25 protein-coding genes and 1 tRNA gene are annotated in these 19,818 nt (G+C 61.7%); 10 read left to right on the top strand and 16 right to left on the bottom strand.

The window, feature by feature from the left end; genetic code table 11:
* Positions 1 to 46 precede the first annotated feature (46 nt).
* The 7 genes from NKJ15_RS13020 to NKJ15_RS12990 form a co-directional block, all read right to left on the bottom strand.
* On the bottom strand, positions 47 to 874 hold the full coding sequence (locus NKJ15_RS13020; RefSeq protein WP_352815594.1) for an ABC transporter permease: 828 nt from the start codon (positions 872 to 874) through the stop codon (positions 47 to 49).
* Entirely contained in the window at positions 871 to 1,584 is a 714-nt protein-coding gene (locus tag NKJ15_RS13015; protein WP_352471895.1) for an ABC transporter permease, read from the bottom strand. The genes NKJ15_RS13020 and NKJ15_RS13015 overlap by 4 nt, the downstream gene beginning before the upstream one ends.
* Before the next feature lie 118 nt (positions 1,585 to 1,702).
* Positions 1,703 to 2,485 (bottom strand): ABC transporter substrate-binding protein, encoded by a 783-nt coding sequence (locus NKJ15_RS13010; RefSeq protein WP_352471894.1) that lies wholly within the window; start codon positions 2,483 to 2,485, stop codon positions 1,703 to 1,705.
* 212 nt (positions 2,486 to 2,697) lie between these two features.
* On the bottom strand, positions 2,698 to 3,207 hold the full coding sequence (mobB, locus tag NKJ15_RS13005) for a molybdopterin-guanine dinucleotide biosynthesis protein B (protein WP_352815592.1): 510 nt from the start codon (positions 3,205 to 3,207) through the stop codon (positions 2,698 to 2,700).
* Positions 3,204 to 3,833 (bottom strand): molybdenum cofactor guanylyltransferase MobA, encoded by a 630-nt coding sequence (mobA, locus tag NKJ15_RS13000; protein WP_352744194.1) that lies wholly within the window; start codon positions 3,831 to 3,833, stop codon positions 3,204 to 3,206. The genes mobB and mobA overlap by 4 nt, the downstream gene beginning before the upstream one ends.
* A gap of 58 nt (positions 3,834 to 3,891) precedes the next feature.
* Positions 3,892 to 4,812, bottom strand: a complete 921-nt coding sequence (locus NKJ15_RS12995; RefSeq protein ID WP_352815590.1) for a DMT family transporter — start codon at positions 4,810 to 4,812, stop codon at positions 3,892 to 3,894.
* A gap of 121 nt (positions 4,813 to 4,933) precedes the next feature.
* A complete protein-coding gene (locus NKJ15_RS12990; RefSeq protein ID WP_352448884.1) occupies positions 4,934 to 5,290 on the bottom strand; it encodes a hypothetical protein in 357 nt (118 codons plus the stop codon).
* 196 nt (positions 5,291 to 5,486) lie between these two features.
* Here NKJ15_RS12990 and NKJ15_RS12985 point away from each other — a divergent pair, with 196 nt between their 5' ends.
* Complete coding sequence (locus tag NKJ15_RS12985; protein ID WP_352815588.1) at positions 5,487 to 6,215, top strand: DUF1579 family protein; 729 nt, start codon at positions 5,487 to 5,489, stop codon at positions 6,213 to 6,215.
* 51 nt (positions 6,216 to 6,266) lie between these two features.
* On the opposite strand, the gene NKJ15_RS12980 is transcribed toward NKJ15_RS12985, so the two are convergent.
* Positions 6,267 to 6,740 (bottom strand): hypothetical protein, encoded by a 474-nt coding sequence (locus tag NKJ15_RS12980; RefSeq protein WP_352815586.1) that lies wholly within the window; start codon positions 6,738 to 6,740, stop codon positions 6,267 to 6,269.
* A gap of 55 nt (positions 6,741 to 6,795) precedes the next feature.
* A complete protein-coding gene (gene moaA / locus NKJ15_RS12975) occupies positions 6,796 to 7,791 on the bottom strand; it encodes a GTP 3',8-cyclase MoaA (RefSeq protein WP_352681223.1) in 996 nt (331 codons plus the stop codon).
* Between the two features lie 199 nt (positions 7,792 to 7,990).
* Here moaA and NKJ15_RS12970 point away from each other — a divergent pair, with 199 nt between their 5' ends.
* Complete coding sequence (locus NKJ15_RS12970; RefSeq protein WP_023717628.1) at positions 7,991 to 8,344, top strand: gamma-butyrobetaine hydroxylase family protein; 354 nt, start codon at positions 7,991 to 7,993, stop codon at positions 8,342 to 8,344.
* 23 nt (positions 8,345 to 8,367) lie between these two features.
* Here the strand turns inward: NKJ15_RS12970 and NKJ15_RS12965 are convergent, their stop codons facing one another.
* Complete coding sequence (locus tag NKJ15_RS12965; RefSeq protein WP_352540516.1) at positions 8,368 to 8,796, bottom strand: nuclear transport factor 2 family protein; 429 nt, start codon at positions 8,794 to 8,796, stop codon at positions 8,368 to 8,370.
* Positions 8,797 to 8,955: 159 nt separating this feature from the next.
* Here NKJ15_RS12965 and NKJ15_RS12960 point away from each other — a divergent pair, with 159 nt between their 5' ends.
* The gene (locus tag NKJ15_RS12960; RefSeq protein WP_352774107.1) at positions 8,956 to 9,567 is read left to right on the top strand and encodes a pyridoxamine 5'-phosphate oxidase family protein; all 612 of its coding nucleotides are present in this window, start codon (positions 8,956 to 8,958) and stop codon (positions 9,565 to 9,567) included.
* A 27-nt stretch (positions 9,568 to 9,594) separates the two neighbouring features.
* On the opposite strand, the gene NKJ15_RS12955 is transcribed toward NKJ15_RS12960, so the two are convergent.
* Complete coding sequence (locus NKJ15_RS12955; RefSeq protein WP_254817243.1) at positions 9,595 to 10,047, bottom strand: MarR family winged helix-turn-helix transcriptional regulator; 453 nt, start codon at positions 10,045 to 10,047, stop codon at positions 9,595 to 9,597.
* A gap of 47 nt (positions 10,048 to 10,094) precedes the next feature.
* On the opposite strand from NKJ15_RS12955, the gene NKJ15_RS12950 reads away from it, so the two are divergent.
* Positions 10,095 to 11,003, top strand: a complete 909-nt coding sequence (locus NKJ15_RS12950; RefSeq protein ID WP_352815584.1) for an alpha/beta hydrolase — start codon at positions 10,095 to 10,097, stop codon at positions 11,001 to 11,003.
* A gap of 33 nt (positions 11,004 to 11,036) precedes the next feature.
* Here the strand turns inward: NKJ15_RS12950 and NKJ15_RS12945 are convergent, their stop codons facing one another.
* Positions 11,037 to 11,651, bottom strand: coding sequence for a TetR/AcrR family transcriptional regulator (locus NKJ15_RS12945; protein ID WP_352815582.1), 615 nt, complete (start codon positions 11,649 to 11,651; stop codon positions 11,037 to 11,039).
* Positions 11,652 to 11,749: 98 nt separating this feature from the next.
* Here NKJ15_RS12945 and NKJ15_RS12940 point away from each other — a divergent pair, with 98 nt between their 5' ends.
* Entirely contained in the window at positions 11,750 to 12,496 is a 747-nt protein-coding gene (locus NKJ15_RS12940; RefSeq protein ID WP_352815580.1) for a 3-oxoacyl-ACP reductase family protein, read from the top strand.
* A 220-nt stretch (positions 12,497 to 12,716) separates the two neighbouring features.
* Positions 12,717 to 14,609: a L,D-transpeptidase family protein gene (locus NKJ15_RS12935; RefSeq protein ID WP_352815578.1), complete on the top strand. Its 1,893-nt coding sequence runs from the start codon at positions 12,717 to 12,719 to the stop codon at positions 14,607 to 14,609.
* Between the two features lie 11 nt (positions 14,610 to 14,620).
* On the opposite strand, the gene NKJ15_RS12930 is transcribed toward NKJ15_RS12935, so the two are convergent.
* Together NKJ15_RS12930 and NKJ15_RS12925 are read right to left on the bottom strand one after the other, a co-directional pair.
* Positions 14,621 to 15,097 carry a hypothetical protein gene (locus NKJ15_RS12930; RefSeq protein WP_352815664.1) on the bottom strand — a complete coding sequence of 159 codons (477 nt, stop codon included), beginning with the start codon at positions 15,095 to 15,097 and terminating at the stop codon, positions 14,621 to 14,623.
* Positions 15,098 to 15,224: 127 nt separating this feature from the next.
* Positions 15,225 to 15,476 carry a PepSY domain-containing protein gene (locus NKJ15_RS12925; RefSeq protein ID WP_023675031.1) on the bottom strand — a complete coding sequence of 84 codons (252 nt, stop codon included), beginning with the start codon at positions 15,474 to 15,476 and terminating at the stop codon, positions 15,225 to 15,227.
* A 138-nt stretch (positions 15,477 to 15,614) separates the two neighbouring features.
* On the opposite strand from NKJ15_RS12925, the gene NKJ15_RS12920 reads away from it, so the two are divergent.
* Positions 15,615 to 15,947, top strand: coding sequence for a hypothetical protein (locus tag NKJ15_RS12920; protein ID WP_352815576.1), 333 nt, complete (start codon positions 15,615 to 15,617; stop codon positions 15,945 to 15,947).
* A gap of 34 nt (positions 15,948 to 15,981) precedes the next feature.
* Here the strand turns inward: NKJ15_RS12920 and NKJ15_RS12915 are convergent.
* A tRNA-Val gene (locus NKJ15_RS12915) sits at positions 15,982 to 16,056 on the bottom strand.
* Between the two features lie 103 nt (positions 16,057 to 16,159).
* Positions 16,160 to 16,843 carry a phosphoglycolate phosphatase gene (locus NKJ15_RS12910; protein ID WP_352448899.1) on the bottom strand — a complete coding sequence of 228 codons (684 nt, stop codon included), beginning with the start codon at positions 16,841 to 16,843 and terminating at the stop codon, positions 16,160 to 16,162.
* Positions 16,844 to 16,987: 144 nt separating this feature from the next.
* Between NKJ15_RS12910 and rpiA the strand changes: the two genes are divergently transcribed.
* The 3 genes from rpiA (at position 16,988) to gor (ending at position 19,790) form a co-directional block, all read left to right on the top strand.
* On the top strand, positions 16,988 to 17,719 hold the full coding sequence (gene rpiA, locus NKJ15_RS12905; RefSeq protein WP_352815575.1) for a ribose-5-phosphate isomerase RpiA: 732 nt from the start codon (positions 16,988 to 16,990) through the stop codon (positions 17,717 to 17,719).
* Positions 17,706 to 18,284, top strand: coding sequence for a DUF2059 domain-containing protein (locus NKJ15_RS12900; protein ID WP_352448901.1), 579 nt, complete (start codon positions 17,706 to 17,708; stop codon positions 18,282 to 18,284). The genes rpiA and NKJ15_RS12900 overlap by 14 nt, the downstream gene beginning before the upstream one ends.
* Positions 18,285 to 18,401: 117 nt before the next feature.
* Positions 18,402 to 19,790 carry a glutathione-disulfide reductase gene (gene gor / locus NKJ15_RS12895; protein WP_352815573.1) on the top strand — a complete coding sequence of 463 codons (1,389 nt, stop codon included), beginning with the start codon at positions 18,402 to 18,404 and terminating at the stop codon, positions 19,788 to 19,790.
* The last annotated feature ends 28 nt before the right edge of the window (positions 19,791 to 19,818 follow it).

The following is a 19,818-nucleotide window of genomic DNA, read 5'->3' as shown; positions in this document are numbered from 1 at the left end:
AGCCTGCTTTGCGGTCTTCTTACCGGATCAGGCAATGCGATGGGAGTCAGCGGTGCAGGTGGATGGTGATGCGCCGTTCGATCCATTCGACCGCGTGACGCAGGATCTCGACAATGATCAGATAGATGATCGCCGCCCATATAAAGGACTGGAAGTCGAAAGTGCGCGCATAGGTGAGCTTCGTGATGCCCATCAGATCATAGACGGTGATGATGGCAACGATCGCCGAGCCCTTGATCATCAGGATGATCTCGTTGCCATACGGGCGGAGCGCCACGATCAGCGCCTGCGGCAGGATAATTTTCCGTAGGATTTGCACTTTGTGCAGGCCGAGCGAGGCGGCACCTTCCCATTGACCCCTCGGTACGCTCTCGATCGCGCCACGCAAAATCTCGGCCTGGTACGCGGCCGTATTCAGCGAAAAGGCGAAGATCGCGCAGTTGAACGCCTCGCGGAAGAAACCCCACAGGCCGACCATCTCGAGTTCCGGCCGGAAGGAGCCCAATCCGTAGTAGACCAGGAAGGTCTGCGCCAACAGCGGCGTGCCGCGAAAAAAATAGACATAGGCATAGGCAAACCCCGAGAGGATCGGGTTCTTCGACATACGTGCATAGGCGATCGGCACCGACAGGATCGCGCCAAGCACAATCGAGATGGCAACCAGCAACAGGGTGATGCCGAGGCCGGATATGTAGCCGGGTGCATATTTCTGGAAGAACTCCGGGTTCCACGCAGCGACCAGGTAGACGACCATGCCGATGCCGAGAGCGATCCACAGGCCGACCAGGACATGGCCGAGGACGCGTTGGCGCGACCAGCCGCGTGCGGGCGGCGGCGGCCGGTCGACCTTCAGCGTGTCGGTGGCCAGGCTCATCTCTTGACCTCGCTGCTGCCGACCGCTCGTTCGATCGCATTGATGCCGAAGGAGGAGACGATCGCCAGCAGGAGATAGATCAGGCCGGCAAAACCGTAAAACAGGAAGGCATGCTTGGTGACGCGAGCGGCAACCCCGCTCTGCCGGAGGATCTCGTTGAGCCCGACGGCCGAGACGAGCGCGGTGTCCTTGAGCAGGATAAGCCAGAGATTGGCAAGTCCGGGCAACGCGATGCGGATCAACTGCGGCAACACGATCAGCCGCATCGTCTGGCCGCTGGACAGGCCAACCGAATAGCCTCCCTCATATTGCCCTTTTGGAATGGCGCGGAATGCGGATAAAAACACCTCGCTGGAATAAGAGGAGAAAATGAAGCACAGCGCGATCATGCCGGCGACGAAGCTGTTGACGTCGGCGGAGGTGCCAGGGCTCACCAGCCGGACAATGTATTGCAGGATCAATGGGATGCCGAAGAAGATGAGAAATAGGGTGAGCAGCTCGGGTATTCCGCGAAAAATCGTGGTGTAGATGTTCCCGGCCAGTCTCAGCGACGGCTCTTCCGATTGTTTGGCCAGCGCCACGAAAAAGCCGAGCGTCAGCCCGAAAGGCAGAGTGGCCAGCGCAAGACATACCGTGACAAATACACCCGCGGCGATGTCGTCGAGCCAGCCTTCGGGTCCCCAACTGAGAAGCGTCAGTGCGCTCTGCATCCGCCTGCCTGTTCTCCTTGAGGCTCTTCGAGACCCGTACCGCATCACCCCTCGTGCGCGGCGTCCTTATAAGAACGGCGGGAATCTCCCGCCGTTCACGTCATCCTATGTCGGTCGATCAGGACTCGCCGCCATAAACGTCATATTTGAAGTATTTGTCGTTGATTTCCTTGTACTTTCCGTTTGCGCGGATGGCGTCGATCGCCGCATTGAACTGGTTGACCAGATCGGTCTCGCCCTTGCGCACGGCAATGCCGGCGCCCGGACCGTGGATTTCGATAACCGGCTTGATTGTGCCGACCAGCTTGCAGCAGGCGCCGTCCGGCGAATCCAGCCATTGCTGCAGCACGACGACGTCGTCGTTGGCGGCATCGAGCCGGCCATTGGCCAGATCGAGCTGGTATTCCTGTGCGGTCGGGTACGGCTTGACGGTGCTGTCGGTATAAGTCTTGGTCGAATAGTTGAAATGCGTGGTGGACGCCTGCACGCCGATCGTTTTGCCGGCCAAATCTTCCTTGGTGACACCCTTGATGTCGGTGTCCTTGGGCGCGGCGATCGCCGGCGGCGTATTGTAATATTTGTGGGTGAAGTCGACCTTCTCGGCGCGTTCCGGCGTGATCGACATCGACGCGACGATGGCGTCGAACTTGCCTGCCTGAAGGGCTGGAATGATGCCGTCCCAGTCCTGCGCGACGAAGGTGCACTTCACCTTCATCTCGTCGCAAAGCGCCTTGGCGATGTCGATATCGAAGCCCACGAGTTGGCCGTCGGCGGTGAGGTTGTTGAATGGCGGATACGCTCCCTCGGTGCCGATCCTCAAGGTTTTTTCCTGCGCCTGGGCAACGCCAAGCGTCAGCAGCGCAGCCGAAGCGGCGAGCGCGATACGCAGTGCAATACGCATAATGGTCCTCTCTGTTGGTCCCGGCCGTCGTTCCCGAACGGCTCTGTGGGCGGTGCTTTTGACCGCCCGCTGGCGCGATACTCCCATTCTTTCCCAAGAAAAAGCAACTGCAAAACCGTCGCTTGAGGGAAGGTCATGTTCAGAAAACGGTGACGCTGGGTCAAACGCCTGAATGGAGAGAAAGTGGCCGGAAGCCCCCTGTGGCCGCGATCTCAGCGCGTCAGGCCGGTGGCGCGCTCGATGAAGTCAGCTATCGAATTCGTGTCGTCGAGATCGAAGGCCGGCAGGTCTTCGCCGACAATGTGGAAGTCGGACGCGATGGCGACAATGTGTGGATCGCCTGCCGAGAGCGGTGTCCGGTCCTTGGCCTCGAGCCGTCGCGTCTCGATTTTCTTGTGCGCTTCGCGCTTGTAACCCTCGACCAGCACGATGTCGCACGGTGCCAGCCGTGACAGGATCGCGTCCAGCGTCGGCTCGTCCTCGCCGCGCAATTCGTGCATCAGCGCCCAGCGCCTGCCCGACACGACCGCGACCTCCATAGCTCCCGCCTGCCGGTGGCGAAAGCTGTCCGCCCCTGGTTTGTCGATGTCGAAATCATGATGGGCGTGTTTTATCGTCGACACTTTCCAGCCGCGCCGGACGAACTCGGCCACCAGCTTTTCGGTCAATGTCGTCTTGCCGGAGTTCTTCCAGCCGGTGATGCCGAAGATACGTCTTTTCATGGTTCGATGCTCCGCAACAGATGCGCGGCCTGGGCAAGGTCGTCGGGAGTGTTGATGTTGAAGAACGGATCGACCTCGGCCCCGCCCGATTTCAGGATGGGAAATTCCACCTCGACAAAACCGTGCCGGTCGATGAACGCCGCAACGCGCCGGTTGTCTTCCTCGACGAGAAATTGTCGCAAGGCCTGATCTAACCCTAGCGGCCAGAGTGCAAAGGTCGGATGCCGTTTGCCGCCGGAACAAGCAACGGCGATCGAGCCAGAGCGCGCATAGGCTGCCGCGAGCAGCCGCTCGACCATGTCCCTCGGCAGGAAAGGCGTATCGCCGGCAGCCGTGACCAGCGCCTGGCAGGTCGTGTCGGAAGCCCATTCGAGGCCGGTCAGGATCCCGGCAAGCGGCCCGGCATAACCTTTGACGGTATCGGCAAGCACCGGAAGCCCCGTCGCGGCAAACCGTGTCGGATCGCCATTGGCGTTTAGCGCAAGCGGTCCGACCTGCGGGCCAAGGCGCGAAACGACACGGTCGAGCAGGGTGCCGTCGCCCAGCGCAAGCAGCGTCTTGTCGCCGCCGCCCATCCGGCTCGACCGGCCGCCGGCCAGAATGATCCCTGCGATATGTCGGCCCATCGTTTGCTGCCTAGACCCAAAATCCAGTTTTCAAATCAGACAGTCGTCGACAGTCACTCTATATGCCGTCCGGCGCCATGTCCGGTCCAGTGCTTTCGGCGGCTGTCTTTCGCCGGCCGACGATCCGTTCGCGGTAGAGTGCATAGAGGCCCGACGCGATGATGATCGTGGCACCGACGATCATCGGCAGATCCGGGACGTCGCCGAAGATCGTGAAGCCAAGCAGGATCGACCAGAGCAGGGCGGTGTAGCGGAACGGCGCGATGAAGGAGATATCGCCCACCCGCATCGCCGTGATGATGAAGTGGTAGCCGATGAGCACGAGCACCGCCGCCAGCGCCAGGAACGCCGTGCTTTGTCCCGTCATCGGTGTCCAGCCGCCCATCGGTGAAAGCAATGCCGCGCCCAGAAACGTCATGGCAAGGGCGGTGGCGCTCGACACCAGCAATGTCGGAATTGCCTGCGGTATCCGCTTGGTGGCGAGATCGCGCACCGCACAGCATGCCACGCTGGCCAGCGCCAGCAGAGAAAAGACGCTGAACCCTTCGAAGCCCGGCCGCACGATGATCAGCACGCCGGCAAAACCGACGGCAATAGCCAGCCAGCGCCGCCAGCCGACGCCCTCGTTGAACACAAGTGCTGCGCCCATCGTCACCGCCAGCGGCAGCGCCTGCAGCACGGCGGAGACATTGGCGATCGGAAGATGCGCCAGAGCAACCAGGAAGGACACCGTGGCGCCGGCCTCGCTGGCAACGCGCAGCGCAACGGTCGGCTGCAGCATCGAACCTGGCCGGGCAAGCGCGCCGCGTTGCCACGCAAGCAGGCCAACGAAAAACGAAGCGAAGGCGCCGCGGATCAGCATGACCTGCGCCATGTTCATCGATTCCGACGAGAATTTGGTGATAGCGTCGTTGAGGGTGAAACCAGCCATGGCCACCATCATGAACAACGCGCCGCGCAGGTTTGGCGAAAGAGGCAAGGCGATTACCGGTGAGTCCTGCAGCAAGCGTCTAGCAGGCACCCGCAAAACAGCAACGTCAAAGGGCTGGGCCACAGCCATTCTATGGCCCGTAACATCTGTCGCGCAAGAGCGGCAGGGCTTATTTGGGCGTCAGTACCTCGGTGCCGTTGCCTTCCTTGCCGGCGATCGTCCACAGGCCACGCAGCGAGCCGTCGTCCTGCACCTTGTAGACGACAAGACCGACCGCCTTGCCCATGACATAACCGGCGGAGAAGGCATCATCGTTGCGCATGCAGATACCGTCCGAGGACGAGCCGCCTGTCTCCCAATGGATCGTGCAGGTCGTCTCGCTGGTCAGCGTGATCGTCGCGTCGCCACCATAGGACGACCCATCGAAATTGGTGCCGGCCACGGCATAGGTGCCGCCGATCGACTGAGCCGCCGCGGGCAGGGCCGCGAGGCTGAGCAATGCAAGAGAAAGAATGAGTTTGCGCATATCGTATTCCCCCACTGGGCGAAGAACCGCTCCAGAGCAGAGGCTAGGCCCGAATGGGCTTGCGGTAAATCCGGTGACCGTTTGCGGACGAGACCTTTTCTGGGTGTGACCCAAAAAAGGTGCCGTTCTAAAGGATGGGTCCGGAGGGCAAATTTATCACACTGCGGCTCGAGGAAAATTTTCGACGAGATCAAATTTGCTCGGCAAGATTCACCAAATTGGTCATTGTAAACTTCTGATCGTGTTGGGGAGATGGTCCATGATGAATGCACGAGGCAATGCGGACTGGCTTGGCACAGGCAGCAGGCGGCATGTTTCGTCGGCTTTCCGGTTCTCTTCTGCCCTGGCGGCTATCCTCATGGCGATAGCGCCTGCGTTCGCCGAGAACGGCGCTTCGGCGTCGGCAGTCGAACGGATGTCCACGCCGGGTCACGAAGCGGATGAGCTCGCTCGCCGCGTCGGGAAATGGTCCGTCGTCAACACGATCTGGCCAACGCCCGGTGCGCAGCCGATCGTCATGACCGGGCTGGTGGCCGAGCGCACGATGATCGGTCCCTTCATGCAGGAGGTGATGCGCCCGGCGCCCGGGTCGAAAGTGCCGGACTTCCAGCGGATAGCCTATTTGAGCTATGACCGAGTGGAGGGCCGCTGGAAGTATGTCTCCATGGACACCCGTTTCCCGGCAGGGATCATGCCCGCCTGGAGTTTTGGTGGTGAGGAGGACGGCAAGATTTCACTCCTGTTCCAGCCGCTTGGTTTCGTCGGCTTCGGCCCCGAGGTCGAAGGGCGGTTCACGGCCTCCGATTTCGTCATTTCCAGGGACGGCGACAATCACGAAGTGGCCGAGCAACATTTTCTCCAGGCCAATGGCAGCGGCAAAAAATGGCTTGCCGTACGATATGACTACACGCGCCAACAACCGTGACTCGCTAGCAAAAACAATAGGCTGCCAATAAGTTCTGACGTCGCCGGATGCTCACGGTCCCCTGAGGCTGCCGGCGATCGCATCGACGAGCGGGTCGTATTTCGATTTCAGGGCTGGCGGGTAGTCGATCCAGACCGTATGGATGACACCGTCTTTTCCGAACAGGCGGCGTTCGTAGAAGATGTTCTCGCCTTTGATGCCCGACAGCACCGCCCAGTCCTTGCCGGTCTTGCTGTAGGTGATCCTGTAGCCAGGTTCCTTGCTGGCCCTCTCGGCGGAGACGAAGGCTGTCGGGGTGTCATCATAGATGTTGAGGATACCCGAACAGATCAGGCTGGCGCCATCGGCAGTGAGCCATTGTTGTCCATCGCCATTGTCCGGCTCAGGCTGGCGAAGAGTGAAGATTTCATCCGGAAAGGTGCAGATGGTACCGAAGCGCTCGTTCGTATAGGTAAATGGCGCGGCAACTGCCGTGGTCCCCGCCATCACTCCGAAAAACGTCAGGACTGCAAAAAACCGCTGCACGCCTTGCCTCGCGCCGATACCAAGGCGATTATTCTTGCACGAAATCGGCGAAAAATCAGCCGCCGGTGACGCTCATATGCCGCGACACCGACGGACGGTTGGTGCGGCGATCGATGATGAAGTCGTGGCCTTTGGGCTTGCGGCCGATTGCTTCGTCGATGGCATCGGCGACCAGCTCGTTGCCTTCCGACGCACGCAGCGGCGCGCGCAGGTCGGCCGCATCTTCCTGGCCGAGGCACATGTAAAGGGTGCCGGTGCAGGTCAGCCGGACCCGGTTGCAGCTTTCGCAGAAATTATGCGTCATCGGTGTGATGAAGCCCAGCCGCCCGCCGGTCTCGGCGACTTGGACATAGCGGGCCGGGCCACCGGTCTTGTAGGGAATGTCGCTTAGCGTGAACTGGCGTTCGAGAGCCGCGCGCAGCAGCGACAGCGGCAAATACTGGTCGGTGCGGTCGGCGTCGATCTCGCCCATCGGCATGGTTTCGATGACCGTCAGATCCATGCCGCGGCCATGCGCCCAGCGTAGCATTTCCGGCAATTCGGCGTCATTGAAGTCCTTCAACGCCACGGCGTTGAGCTTTACCTTTAGCCCGGCCGCCTGCGCGGCGTCGATGCCGTCCATGACCTTGTCCAGATTGCCCCAGCGGGTGATCTGGCGGAATTTGTCGGCATCGAGCGTATCGAGCGAGATGTTAATGCGCTTGACGCCGCAGTCGGCGAGCTCGGCGGCAAAGCGGGAAAGCTGCGATCCGTTGGTGGTCAGCGTCAGCTCTTCCAGTGCACCACTCTCGAGATGCCGCGAAAGCTGGCGTACCAGGTGCATGATGTTCTTGCGCACAAGCGGCTCACCGCCGGTGAGGCGGAGCTTGCGCACACCCTTTTCGATGAAGACCGTGCAGAGCCGGTCGAGCTCTTCCAGCGACAGCAGGTCCTTCTTGGGCAGGAACGTCATGTCCTCGGCCATGCAATAGGTGCAGCGGAAATCGCAGCGGTCGGTGACCGACACGCGCAGGTAGGTAATCGTGCGACCGAAAGGATCGATCATATCCATGCGTATGCGCTTTCCGTGGCCGTGAACGGCTTCGTTATATATGGCTATGTGATACGAGCCAACTTGCCATTCAAGATAGAAGCTCGCGATCATCGGTAACATTCCGACGCCGACAGATCATGTCGGAACTTTCCATGCGGCCTTTTCCCTCGACGCGAAGCGGCGTAGGGAAGGGCGGTTCTCCGCAGGATCCACCACCATGACAGCGCCCAAGGAACTCAGGGTCTCGAAGGACCGCAAGCTGCTTTCCGTCACCTTTCCTGGCCATCAGCCGTTCGAATTGCCGGCCGAGCTGCTGCGCGTCGCCTCGCCATCGGCCGAGGTGCAGGGCCATTCGCCCGAACAGCGCGTCACCGTTCCCGGCAAGCGCAACGTGGCGATCCTGAAGATCGAGCCAGTCGGCAATTATGCCGTGCGCATCACCTTCGACGATTTCCACGACACCGGTATCTTCACCTGGAACTACCTGCATACGCTGGGTCATGAGAAGGATGCACGCTGGGCCGCCTATCTCGCCGAACTGGAAGAGAAGGGGCTGAGCCGCGACCGTTGAATGGATCCCGCAGGACTCTCCGGTCAACGCAGGATCGCCAGTATTTCGCTGGTGTCGTAATAAAACGGCGTGCCTTCGATCAGCCGGTCATCCTTGAAGCGCAAGACTTCGGCAAACGGCTGTTTGATGGTTGCACCATTGGCCCGCGACGTCAGCGAAAGCGAGCAGCTCATGAACACCGTGTCATCGTTTTGGGCGACCTGAAGGTCCTCCACCGCCACGTCGCTCCAGATTTCCCGCATTTTGCGGAAAAGGGCGCCAACGCCGTCGAGGCCGTTCCAGTCACCGGCATAGGGCAGGGAGCGCGGCTCATGCACGACAATCTCGGCATGAAATGCGCCGGCAAGCACATCGAGGCTCTCCGACCCTGATTGCAGGAAACGCATTTCAACATTGAACATGTTTTCAATAAGTTCCATGGCGGTGCGTCGCCGGTCGAGCGGTTTATCCATTTTTGACCTCCGTATCCGTTGGCACGATCATGCAGGTAAAGCGGTTTGCCCTTGTTTGCGTTGCCTCGACACCCGTTTCCTGATGACCGGCAAACGGGCACTTGTCGTGAAAACGTCATCCATCTGGAGTAGCGCCGGCAAAGCTTTGGAGACGAAAACATGTCCATGATCACCAGCATCGAACAGCTTGAAGCGCTCTATGGCCTGCCCGGCGAGGCGTCGGTGGTCAAGGAACTCGACCAGCTGATTCGCGAATACGCAGCTATCATCGAGGCTTCGCCGTTTGCCGCGCTCGCAACCTGCGGGCCAGAAGGGCTGGACTGCTCGCCGCGCGGCGATCTCGCCGGCTTCGTCCGCATCCACGATCCGAAAACGCTGATGATGCCGGACCGGCGCGGCAACAACCGTGCCGATTCGCTAAGGAACATCCTTCGCGATCCGCGCGTCGCGCTTCTGTTCCTCGTGCCGGGTTCCGGCACGACACTGCGCGTCAATGGCCGCGCCCACATCACCACCGATACCGCGCTCTGCGCCTCGTTTGCGGTCGAGGGCAAGCCGGCGCGCTCGGTAACGATCATCGAGATCGATGCGGTTTATTTCCAGTGCGCCCGCGCCATCCACCGATCGGAACTGTGGAATCCGGCAAGGCATGTCGACCCGAGAACGATGCCGACTCCCGGCCAAATCCTGGAAATCACCAGCCGCAAGAACATTGACGGCGAGGTCTACGACAAGGAATGGCCCGAGCGCGCGAAAAAATCGATGTGGTGAAGCATTTGGTGGTGGAGCACTGGGCTGTCAGGCGGTCTTCAAAACCTCGGCAACCCTACGCATCTGTTCGCCGATCATGTCGCATTGTTCCGGTGTCGACTGGCTCATCGCCTTCTCGATAAGCGCCATATGGACCTTCAGTGCCTGCATCAGCAGTGCCTCGCCGGCCTCGGTCAACGTCAGCCGCAGCACGCGCTTGTCCTTCTCATCGCCCTCGCGGCGCAGCAGGCCGCGCGTCTCCAGCTGCGGCAAAAGCATGGTGATGTTGGAGCGGCCGACCAGCAGCCGGCGAGCGAGGTCGTGCTGCGACATGCCGGGATGACGGTAGAGGTTCATCAGCACGTCGAGCTGCGCCGGCTTCAGGTCGAGCGGCGCAAGCTTCACCGCCAGGGTGCGTTCCAGCACATGGCAGGCGCGCGCCACCGCGACCCAGTTGCGAAAACGCGGGTTGTCCCAAGGCAGGTCTTGCTTAATGTTCATGTTTGAACTATTATGTTCATGCTTGAACTAATGAATGGATCGCCACTATGGCATCATTTGGACTGAAGGTCATCCGCGGCACGTTCGGCGTGGCTGAGCATGTGGCACCGCGACTCACCGGGCGTGCTGCATTCGAGCTGTTCTGCCGCACGCCGCACGAGAAAAGCTTGAGCGAAGGCGAGCGCCGCGCAATCGACCGCGCCGCCGATTTCATGACCCAGGCACGCCATCATCGGCTAAAGACCAGAACCGGCTGCGTCATGGTGCATGAATTCCGGCCCGAGCCGGGCAGGGCGGCTGCCGGCACCGTGCTCGTCATCCATGGTTGGCGTTCGCGCACCGAATACATGCGCACGCTGATCGAAGCCTATCGCGATGCCGGCTACAAGGTGGTCTCGCTCGACCTGCCGGGCCACGGCCAGTCGCAGGGCCGCCGGCTTACCCTGGTCAGCGGGGTCGATGCGGCACGGGTTGCCGGCGAATGGTTCGGGCCGTTTGCCGCCATTGTCGGCCATTCCTTCGGTGGTGCCGTTGCCGCCAACGCCGTCGCCGGTTCGATCAGGAACATCCCGCGATTGGCGGCCGGGCGGCTGGTGCTTATCGCCGCGCCGAGCTCGCTGCCGGCGATCTTCGCTGATTTCAGCCGCATGCTGAATGTCGGCTCGCGCTCGCAGGCCGCCATGGCCGACCGGGTCGAGCGCATCGCCGGCCGGCCGTTGCACGAGTTCACCGGTGACCGCCAGCTCGCAAGCACGCCGCTGCCGACGCTGGTGATCCACGCGCCGGACGACCGCGAAGTGTCCGCCGAGCATGCAAGGCTCTACACGCGCGCCGGCGACCATGTGCGGCTTTACTGGGCCGACGGGCTCGGCCACCGCCGCATTCTCGCCGACAGGGGAGTGGCGGAGCGTGCCGTTGGCTTCGTTGCCGGCAGGCTCGAGCCGTCTCTGCCGTGACCTGAATATCGTTCTTGTCAGCCGGGTTCGACGTCACGCTGCCCCGGTGCTGGCCATCGCTATCCAAGCCGCCATTGCCCCGGCCACCGTCGCCAGAAGAGCCGAGCGCGACGCGCCGTCGCGCGCCTGGATCGACATGCCGTGCTGCACGGTCGCGTAGAAGGTCGCGGCCGTACCGCAGTCGAAATCGGCCGGCAACTCTCCCTCGGCGACGCCACGCTCGAGGCGTCTCAGCAAGGCTTCGCGGTTTTCGGCGCGGCGACGGCGCAGATCATCGCAGATGGCGCCGCAGCTTGAATCCTGGTGCAATGCGCCGAGCGTGATAAGGCAGCCTTGCGGACGACCGCTCTGTGAATAGGCCCTGGCAGTCTGCCGCAGGAACCGTTCGACGGCCTCGCGCGCGGTCGGCGCCTTTTCCAGCGCGGACCAGATCTTGGTTCCCTCGACCCGCGTGTAAAGCTCGGTTGCCTCGAGAAACAGCGCTTCCTTGCTGGCGAAGGCGGCATAGAGGCTGGGTGAGTTGATGCCCATTGCAGCGGTCAGGTCACTTATCGACGCGCCCTCATAACCCTTGGCCCAAAACACTTCCATTGCGCGCCGCAAGGCGGCGGCTCGATCGAAGGTGCGGGGGCGGCCTCGTTCCGGCATGGCATCCTTTCTGTATTGATCGATACATAATTCGGTTGACGTGGTTCAGCAAGGCTGGCAGATATTTATGTATCAATCACTACAAAATGGAGAAGCAGATGTCATCCAGAAGCTTGAACGGCAAGGCCGCCCTCGTCACCGGCGGCAGCCGCGGCATTGGTGCGGCGATCGCAAGAAGGCTCGCGGCCGACGGCGCAGGCGTGGCGATCACCTATGTGAATGGCGAGGAAGGGGCGTGTGCGGTGGTCAGGGAAATCGAGGCGGCCGGCGGCCGGGCCTTTGCCATCAAGGCCGACAATCGCGATGCTGGGGCGATCGAGGCGGCAGTCGATGAGGCAGCAACAGCCTTCGGACGGCTCGACATCCTGGTCAACAGCGCCGGCATCTGGCGCGCTGCGCCGATCGATGCCCTGTCGCTTGCCGATTTCGACGAGACGATGGAGGTCAACCTCAGAGCCCCGTTCGTCGCCGCCAAGGCGGCAGCAGCGCATATGGGCGAGGGTGGCCGGATCATCTCGATCGGCAGCAATCTGGCCGAGCGTGCCACGGACGCCGGCCTGAGCGCCTACTCGGCCAGCAAGGCTGCCTTGGTTGGCCTGACCAAGGCCTTTGCACGCGATCTTGGTCCGCGCGGCATCACCGCCAATGTCGTCCATCCGGGGTCGACCGATACCGACATGAATCCGGCAGCCGGCCCGCACGCCGAGCATCAGCGTCAGAAGATGGCGATGCCTCGCTTCGGCACGGCCGACGAGATCGCCGGCATGGTCGCCTGGCTTGCCGGCCCCGAAGGGCGCTTCGTGACAGGCGCTGCATTGACCATCGACGGCGGCGCCAACGCTTGAGGTTTGGCTCACGGGCACTACCATTGGTCGGGAGCGACGGCGGATTCGCTCCCCCCGTCACGACGTTGTGAAACCGTTCTGCAACAGACGTTCCGAAATTTATGAAAGCTTAACGAAATCAGTATGAATAAGTGTAGTCACGCCTTACATCCGCCATGGGGTGGGCGAGACCGTGAAAGCGGTGCGGAACGGGATCCGGTTCAACCGGAGCGGGTGATCCATGAAACTCCTTGGAAACAAAGCAACCGTGCTGCCGTTTGCGGTGGCCGCGGCAATGCTGGCCTTCGGGGCGCCGAAGGCTGAAGCGCAAGGGTTCTTCGACATGCTTTTCGGCGGCGGCGTCAAACACGCACCGCCGAAAGGTAACTTTCCGCCGCCACCGTCAAAATACAAGCCGAAGCCCAAGGCGCCGGCCGCTTCCGGTGGTGGTGCGCAAATCAGCGGCCCGTCCTATTATACCTACAAGAGCGATCCGCTGGTGCGCGTCGATTTTTCGGCACTGTCGGCAGCGCCTGAACCAGCAACGCCTCAGGACGCTGCTTTCGAGCCGGCGGCCACTGGGGCTGCATTCCGCGAAGCCATTGCCGGCCTCGACGGCTATGACCTTTACGCCGAGAAGGACATCGCCAAGGCGCTGATCGCCTATTACTCGGCCAATCCGGATTTCATCTGGGTGGCGGGAACCAGTCCCAGCAGCCGTGCCCAGGATGCCGTGCGGGTGCTGGGCGAGGCCGCGAGCTACGGCCTGACTCCCGCCGACTACACCGTTGAAGTTCCGGCAACAGGCACATCGGCCGGCAATGCCGATGAACGCCTGAAAGAGCTGGTCCGCTTCGAGATGGCGCTGTCGGCGCGTGTCCTGCGCTACGCCCGTGACGCACAAAGCGGCCGCGTCGATCCCAACCGCATGACCGGCTACTACGATTTTCCGCCGAAGCCGCTCGACATGGAAGGGGTGCTGAAGACGCTGGCCCATACCCAGCAAGTGCGCGCTTATCTCGAGTCGCGGCATCCACAGAATTCCGAGTATCAGGCGCTGCGCGTCGAACTGGAAGCGCTCCAGGCCAGCGCCGAAGACGAAATCACCATCGATCCCAATCTGCTGTTGAAGCCGGGGCAGACCAGCCCCGAGCTGCCGAAGCTTTTGACAAAGATCGCGCGCAATCTCGATGACGAGATGGGCGGCGCCTATGGCGAGGTCCTGGCGAGGCTCGCTACCAGCGAGGTCTACGATCCGGAGCTGGTGCCGGTGATCCAGGCGGTGCAGAAACGGGCCGGCATGAAAGGCGACGGCGTCATCGGCCCGCGTACCGTTGCATCGTTGGCCGGAACGTCCAAGGCCGACAAAGTTCAGAAGGTTCGGGTTGCGCTCGAAGAGTTGCGCTGGTTGCCTTCCGACCTTGGCAGCCCGCGCGTCTTCATCAACCAGCCGGCTTTCACCGCGAGCTATATCGATGATGGCGAGGAGAAGCTGAAGACCCGCGCCGTGGTTGGCAGGCCCACCAACCAGACTGCTTTCTTCTATGACCAGATAGAGCAGGTCGACTTCCATCCCTATTGGGGCGTGCCGCAGTCGATCCTGGTCAACGAGATGCTGCCGCGGCTGCGCCGGGATCCTGGCTATCTCGACCGCGCCGGCTACGAGGTGGTCGATGCCCGCGGCAAGCGCATTCCCTCGTCCTCGGTCAATTGGGGCGCCTACGGCGCAAAGATACCCTACGGCGTGCGCCAGCTGCCAAGCGAGGCCAATGCGCTGGGCGAGCTGAAGATACTGTTCCCCAACAAGCATGCAATCTACATGCATGATACGCCGCAGAAGTCGTTTTTCCAGCGCGACATGCGTGCGCTCAGCCATGGCTGCGTTCGCTTGCAGGATCCGCGCGGCATGGCCGCTGCCGTGCTCGGCACCTCGGTCGACTACATCGAGGACAAACTGAAACACGGACATTCGACCGAGGACGTGACACGCAAGATCCCGGTCTATGTCGCCTATTTCACCGCGTGGCCGGACCTGTCCGGCACCGTCGAATATTTCAACGACGTCTACGGCCGCGATACAAGGCTGCAGCAGGCGCTCGACAGCACGGAAGCGGTGCGTTCGCCGGCAAGCTGACGAATGCGGTTCTAGCGCTGAAACAGTGGACGCCGGAAACCGGCATCGCGTCCGGCGATGAGCCAATAGACCAGGCCCGCGACAACGCCTGCGGCGGCAATGATGCCGATATCGGCCCAGCGCTCCGGGTTCGTGTCATCCGGTACACTGGGCCAGATCAAGGCGAAGCCGCCAACAGCGGCCGCCGCGCCGAAGACCATGTGCAGCCAAAAACTGCGCAGCGAGAAAAACTCGGCAATCAGTGCGAAGATCAGCGTCTGCAGGCCCGTCAGCACGATCGTCAGAAAATAGATGAACATGCCGAGCGGCGGCAACAGCAGCACCGCAATGGGGGTGACACCCATGACGTCGAAATAATTCGGCGCATTTGGCAGCGAACTCAGCCCGCCATAGATCGCCGCCACCGCGATCAGCCCAACCAGTACCGCTATGAAATAACCCGCGAGCATCATCAGAAAGCGTTTCAATACGTGCTTTACCGCCGCCATGCCCACCCCCGCGCGCAATGATAGCACCCAGTCAGCCATCAAAGTCATGTCTACGCAAGCGTGTGCCGAAGGCCGGGGGCCTTCGAGGCGCGCCATTTTTTAGAATCTGGACCGTTGGCGGCCAGCTTCATTTCGGCGCGGCTGTCACCGGATCATAGGTGATTTCAACTTTGGCCTTGTCGCTCGTGTAATAAATGACGGTGTAGCCATCGCTGTCCCAATCGATTTCCTTGATATAGCGGAAGTCGTCGCGCTGCTCGACCTTGGCGATGATTTCCGACAGCTTCTTGGCATTCTGCGGCGGCACCGGATTTTCGTCCGCGGCAAAGGCCGATCCGCCGACAAGCAGCACGGCGGCCGCCAAAACAAGTCTGGACATGGCTTTCCCTCACATTTCGATGAGCAGAAACTCGTTTCCATGCAGGTTTGTTCCGGGATCGCGGAGCGTTGCGCTACAAGGAGGCGCCGGCCGTACCTGATTTATGGCCGCCGAAAGAAAGGCAGGTCGCTTAAAATCATGATGCGTCGCCTCAACATCGCGGCCATAATAGTGCCGGCGGTCATTCGGGGGGTCTACATGCAAATGCATCGTGCCATCATATTTGTACTTTTCATATTTTCCATTCCGGCCATTTCGATGCCTGTCCAGAAAGCCGAGGCGCTGGAACCTGAACGCTATACAGTCTATTGCGCCGACGATCGTATCGAGGTTTCGTTCTGGGATATCGAGCAGATGAAGGTGCGGGCCGGCTCCGACGTTTGTCAGTTCCAGAGCTATACGAGCTACAGCAGCGCTTTGAATTTCGCCCAAAAGAATTTTGGCGGCGAGGGGGCGACCTGCAGCTGCTAGCCGCTCCGGCTTGGAATTGACTCAGGAAAGCAGATGGTGGGCGATGCAGGGATTGAACCTGCGACCCCACCCGTGTGAAGGGTGTGCTCTCCCGCTGAGCTAATCGCCCGCTCGTTGCCCGAAGGCCAAGCGCGCCGCGATATAAGGGAGGCCGGCCTGCTAAGTCAACCACTTGTCGGTCGGCATTTGGCGGTCCGCCCGATGGGCAGCTTTCAGCCTTCTGCCGCGGCCATCAGCCCTTGTACCAGATCGAGCGTCAGCGAATCGAAATGCGAGATCACCGCCGACGGTTCGAACTCTCGCACATGACGGTCGGTGTAGCCGAAATCGACTGCCACCACCGGAATCCCGGCGGCCTTTGCCGTGTCGATGTCGGTCTGCGAATCACCGACCATCAGTGCACGGTGCGGGTCGCCGCCGGCGCGCGCGATGGTCAGCGTGAGATGGCGCGGGTCTGGCTTGCGGAACGGAAAACTGTCCTGGCCGCAGATCGCCGCGAAATGCCTGGTCATGCCGAGCGCCTCGATCAGCGCCACCGAATTGGCCTCGTATTTATTGGTGCAGATGGCCAGCAGGTAGCCGGCCGCCTCGAACCGCGCGATCGCCCCGGGGACGCCGGGATAGGGGCGCGATTTGCCGGGGATGTTAACGGTGTAATGGTCCAGAAACAGCTTGAGCAGGCGATCGTGCTCCTCCACTGCCAGCGACCTGTGCTGCGCTGCGTGGGCGCGCTCGATCATCACCCGGCCGCCATGGCCAACGAAGCGCCTGAAGCCGGCTTCGTCGACGGCCGCGAGCTGGCTGGCGGCAAGGCTGTGGTTGAGACTGTCGAGCAGGTCCGGCGCCGTGTCGATCAGCGTCCCGTCGAGGTCGAACACGATGATCGGTCGGGTCATGGCCTGTCCTGTGACGATTTGATTGCCGGCAGGCGATAAACGCTGCGGCCCGTTCAGGCAAGCCGGCTTATCCACCGTGGGCAAGGTCCTTTGACCAGCCCGGCAAAAATGCTACGAGCGCCGAAACAAATCTCGGGACCCGGCATGGATGCGAGGCAATTGAAGGTTGAGGCCGCGCGGGCAGCGCTTGCCCATGTCACGGATGGCATGCGGCTCGGCATCGGCACCGGCACGACGGCGGACGAGTTCGTGCGGCTGCTCGCCGACAAGGTCGCCACCGGCCTGACTGTCATCGGCGTGCCGACCTCGGAGCGCACCGCCGTCCTTTGCACCGAGCTTGGTGTGCCGCTGTCCACCCTCGAGCAAACCCCCGAGCTCGACCTCACCATCGACGGCGCCGACGAGATCGATCCGGCGCTGACGTTGATCAAGGGCGGCGGCGGCGCGCTGCTGCGCGAAAAGATCGTCGCGGCGGCCTCCGCCCGCATGATCGTCATCGCCGACAGCTCCAAGATGGTCGAGATGATCGGCCGTTTTCCGCTGCCCATCGAAGTCAACCGGTTTGGTCTGCGCGCCACCGAAATTGCGGTCGGCGCGGCGGCCGCAAACCTTGGCCTTTCCGGCCCTGTTACATTGAGGATGACGGGGAGCCAGCCATTTGTTACAGACGGCGGCCATTTTATCCTCGATGCATCTTTTGGCCGCATTCCGGATACAAGAGCGCTTTCGAATGCTCTCCACGCCATTCCGGGCGTGGTCGAGCATGGTCTTTTCATCGGGCTGGCATCAACGGCCATCATAGCCGGCGGCGACGGCATCCAAACCGTCCATGCCGCCCGAAAATCAGGGAGTTTTACCGATCATGATGTTGCATAACCGGGTTGGCCGCTTTTTTGCCATTCTGGCGGCCTCGGCCGTTTTCGCGTTTTCGTCGCCTGCGTTTTCGCAGGACGTCACCGATGCGCATTTGAAGGCGGCGCGCGCCGCCGTCGCGGCGATCCATGCGACGGATACGTTCGACAGCATCCTGCCGCAAGCGGCCGCGGCACTGGAGCAGCAGCTGATCCAGAAGAACCCGGACATGCAGGAACTGATCGCAAAGACGATCAACGAGAAGGCGATGGCCTTGGCATCGCGCCGCGCCGACCTGGAAAAGGAAGCGGCGCTCGCCTATGCAAAGGTGTTCTCGGAAAAGGAACTCAATGAAATCGCCGCCTTCTACAATTCCGATTCCGGCAAGAAGCTGCTCGACAACGGCCCGATCGTGACGCGCGAACTGGTGAAGGCTGCCGAGATCTGGCAGAACGGCCTGGCTCGCGATCTCGCCCAGCAGGTCGGCGAGACCCTGGGTGCAGCGGCGAATGCCAAGGCGCCGGCTGCACCTGCCGACGGTACCGCTCCGGCCGATGGCGCAGCTCCCGCGGACGCTACACCGAATTGATTGCGGACTTCCGGGCCGCCTGACCGCCACTGGACCAAAAGCCCGGCAAATCCGGGCTTTTCTTTTGATAGTCGGCAGCCTACCTGTCTCGGGGTTTGAGGGGCAAGGAGTTCAGCCATGGCCGGTTACGACTACGATCTTTTCGTCATCGGCGGCGGCTCCGGCGGGGTGAGGGCGGCGCGCGTCGCGGCCGCACTCGGCAAGCGTGTCGGCATTGCCGAGGAATACCGCTATGGCGGCACATGCGTGATCCGTGGCTGCGTGCCGAAGAAGCTCTATGTCTACGCCTCGCAATTCCCCGAGCATTTCGCCGACGCCGCCGGTTATGGCTGGACGGTGCCTGAGGCGCGTTTCGACTGGCAGACGCTGGTCGCCAACAAGGACCGCGAAATCAGCAGGCTGGAGGCCATCTACAAGAAGAACGTGCAGGGCGCCGGCGGCGAGGTCTTTCATTCGCGCGCCATCCTGGTCGATCGGCATGTGGTGCATCTTCTTGGTGAGGATCGCACCGTTACCGCCGACCAGATCCTGATCGCTACCGGCGGGCGACCGGCGCCGCATCCGGCATTGCCCGGCCATGAGCACTGCATCTTTTCCAACGAGGCCTTCGACCTCAAGGAACTGCCGAAGGCAATCATGATCGAGGGCGGCGGCTATATCGCCGTCGAATTCGCCAACATCTTTCACGGCCTCGGCGTCGACACGACGCTGGTCTACCGCGGCAAGGAGATCCTCAGCCGTTTCGACATGGATCTCAGACGTGTGCTGCACGAAACGATGGAAAAGAAGGGGATAAAAATCCTCTGCCACGCCGTGTCCGAGTGGGTCAGGAAGCGGCCTGACGGCCGGCTCGACGCGCTTGTCACCGGCGGCACGGTGCTGACGGTCGACCAGGTCATGCTCGCCATCGGCCGCATTCCCAATACCGAGAACATGGGCCTGGAAGGCGTCGGCATCGAGATGACCAAAACCGGGGCAATCCACGTCGACGAATACTCCCGCACCAACATCGACAACATCTGGGCAATCGGTGACGTCACCCATCGGGTGCAATTGACGCCGGTGGCAATCCACGAGGCGATGTGCTTTGTCGACACCGCCTTCAAGGACAAGCCGACGGCGCCCAACCATGACACGATCGCTACCGCCGTCTTTTCGCAGCCCGAGATCGGTACGGTCGGCCTGTCGGAGGATGAGGCGGCAAAGCGCTTTTCGGATGTTGAAATCTACCGCGCCACCTTCCGGCCGATGCGGCACACACTTTCCGGCCGCGACGAAAAGATGCTGATGAAGCTGGTCGTCGACGGCGCCTCGAAAAGGGTCCTCGGCGCCCACATTCTCGGGCCGGATGCCGGCGAAATGGCGCAGCTTCTCGGCATACCGCTGAAGGCCGGCCTGACCAAGGATGATTTCGATCGCACCATGGCGGTGCATCCGACCGCCGCGGAAGAACTCGTCACCATGTACAAGCCGACTTACCGGGTGAGAGATGGTGAGCGCGTCTGACGCGACGACAACCCATCGCGGCAACGAA

It is taken from the genome of Mesorhizobium sp. M0207 (genome assembly GCF_040321995.1).
Classification (GTDB): domain Bacteria; phylum Pseudomonadota; class Alphaproteobacteria; order Rhizobiales; family Rhizobiaceae; genus Mesorhizobium.
This window is presented reverse-complemented; position numbering and strand designations above follow the sequence as displayed.

What these genes read in the sequence shown, in the direction of transcription:
- NKJ15_RS13020 (WP_352815594.1), bottom strand. Translation starts at nt 874, where the DNA reads ATGAGCCTGGCCACCGACACGCTGAAGGTCGACCGGCCGCCGCCGCCC.
- NKJ15_RS13015 (WP_352471895.1), bottom strand. Translation starts at nt 1,584, where the DNA reads ATGCAGAGCGCACTGACGCTTCTCAGTTGGGGACCCGAAGGCTGGCTC.
- NKJ15_RS13010 (WP_352471894.1), bottom strand. Translation starts at nt 2,485, where the DNA reads ATGCGTATTGCACTGCGTATCGCGCTCGCCGCTTCGGCTGCGCTGCTG.
- mobB (WP_352815592.1), bottom strand. Translation starts at nt 3,207, where the DNA reads ATGAAAAGACGTATCTTCGGCATCACCGGCTGGAAGAACTCCGGCAAG.
- mobA (WP_352744194.1), bottom strand. Translation starts at nt 3,833, where the DNA reads ATGGGCCGACATATCGCAGGGATCATTCTGGCCGGCGGCCGGTCGAGC.
- NKJ15_RS12990 (WP_352448884.1), bottom strand. Translation starts at nt 5,290, where the DNA reads ATGCGCAAACTCATTCTTTCTCTTGCATTGCTCAGCCTCGCGGCCCTG.
- moaA (WP_352681223.1), bottom strand. Translation starts at nt 7,791, where the DNA reads ATGGATATGATCGATCCTTTCGGTCGCACGATTACCTACCTGCGCGTG.
- NKJ15_RS12970 (WP_023717628.1), top strand. Translation starts at nt 7,991, where the DNA reads ATGACAGCGCCCAAGGAACTCAGGGTCTCGAAGGACCGCAAGCTGCTT.
- NKJ15_RS12965 (WP_352540516.1), bottom strand. Translation starts at nt 8,796, where the DNA reads ATGGATAAACCGCTCGACCGGCGACGCACCGCCATGGAACTTATTGAA.
- NKJ15_RS12960 (WP_352774107.1), top strand. Translation starts at nt 8,956, where the DNA reads ATGTCCATGATCACCAGCATCGAACAGCTTGAAGCGCTCTATGGCCTG.
- NKJ15_RS12955 (WP_254817243.1), bottom strand. Translation starts at nt 10,047, where the DNA reads ATGAACATTAAGCAAGACCTGCCTTGGGACAACCCGCGTTTTCGCAAC.
- NKJ15_RS12950 (WP_352815584.1), top strand. Translation starts at nt 10,095, where the DNA reads ATGGCATCATTTGGACTGAAGGTCATCCGCGGCACGTTCGGCGTGGCT.
- NKJ15_RS12945 (WP_352815582.1), bottom strand. Translation starts at nt 11,651, where the DNA reads ATGCCGGAACGAGGCCGCCCCCGCACCTTCGATCGAGCCGCCGCCTTG.
- NKJ15_RS12940 (WP_352815580.1), top strand. Translation starts at nt 11,750, where the DNA reads ATGTCATCCAGAAGCTTGAACGGCAAGGCCGCCCTCGTCACCGGCGGC.
- NKJ15_RS12935 (WP_352815578.1), top strand. Translation starts at nt 12,717, where the DNA reads ATGAAACTCCTTGGAAACAAAGCAACCGTGCTGCCGTTTGCGGTGGCC.
- NKJ15_RS12930 (WP_352815664.1), bottom strand. Translation starts at nt 15,097, where the DNA reads ATGGCGGCGGTAAAGCACGTATTGAAACGCTTTCTGATGATGCTCGCG.
- NKJ15_RS12925 (WP_023675031.1), bottom strand. Translation starts at nt 15,476, where the DNA reads ATGTCCAGACTTGTTTTGGCGGCCGCCGTGCTGCTTGTCGGCGGATCG.
- NKJ15_RS12920 (WP_352815576.1), top strand. Translation starts at nt 15,615, where the DNA reads ATGATGCGTCGCCTCAACATCGCGGCCATAATAGTGCCGGCGGTCATT.
- NKJ15_RS12910 (WP_352448899.1), bottom strand. Translation starts at nt 16,843, where the DNA reads ATGACCCGACCGATCATCGTGTTCGACCTCGACGGGACGCTGATCGAC.
- rpiA (WP_352815575.1), top strand. Translation starts at nt 16,988, where the DNA reads ATGGATGCGAGGCAATTGAAGGTTGAGGCCGCGCGGGCAGCGCTTGCC.
- NKJ15_RS12900 (WP_352448901.1), top strand. Translation starts at nt 17,706, where the DNA reads ATGATGTTGCATAACCGGGTTGGCCGCTTTTTTGCCATTCTGGCGGCC.
- gor (WP_352815573.1), top strand. Translation starts at nt 18,402, where the DNA reads ATGGCCGGTTACGACTACGATCTTTTCGTCATCGGCGGCGGCTCCGGC.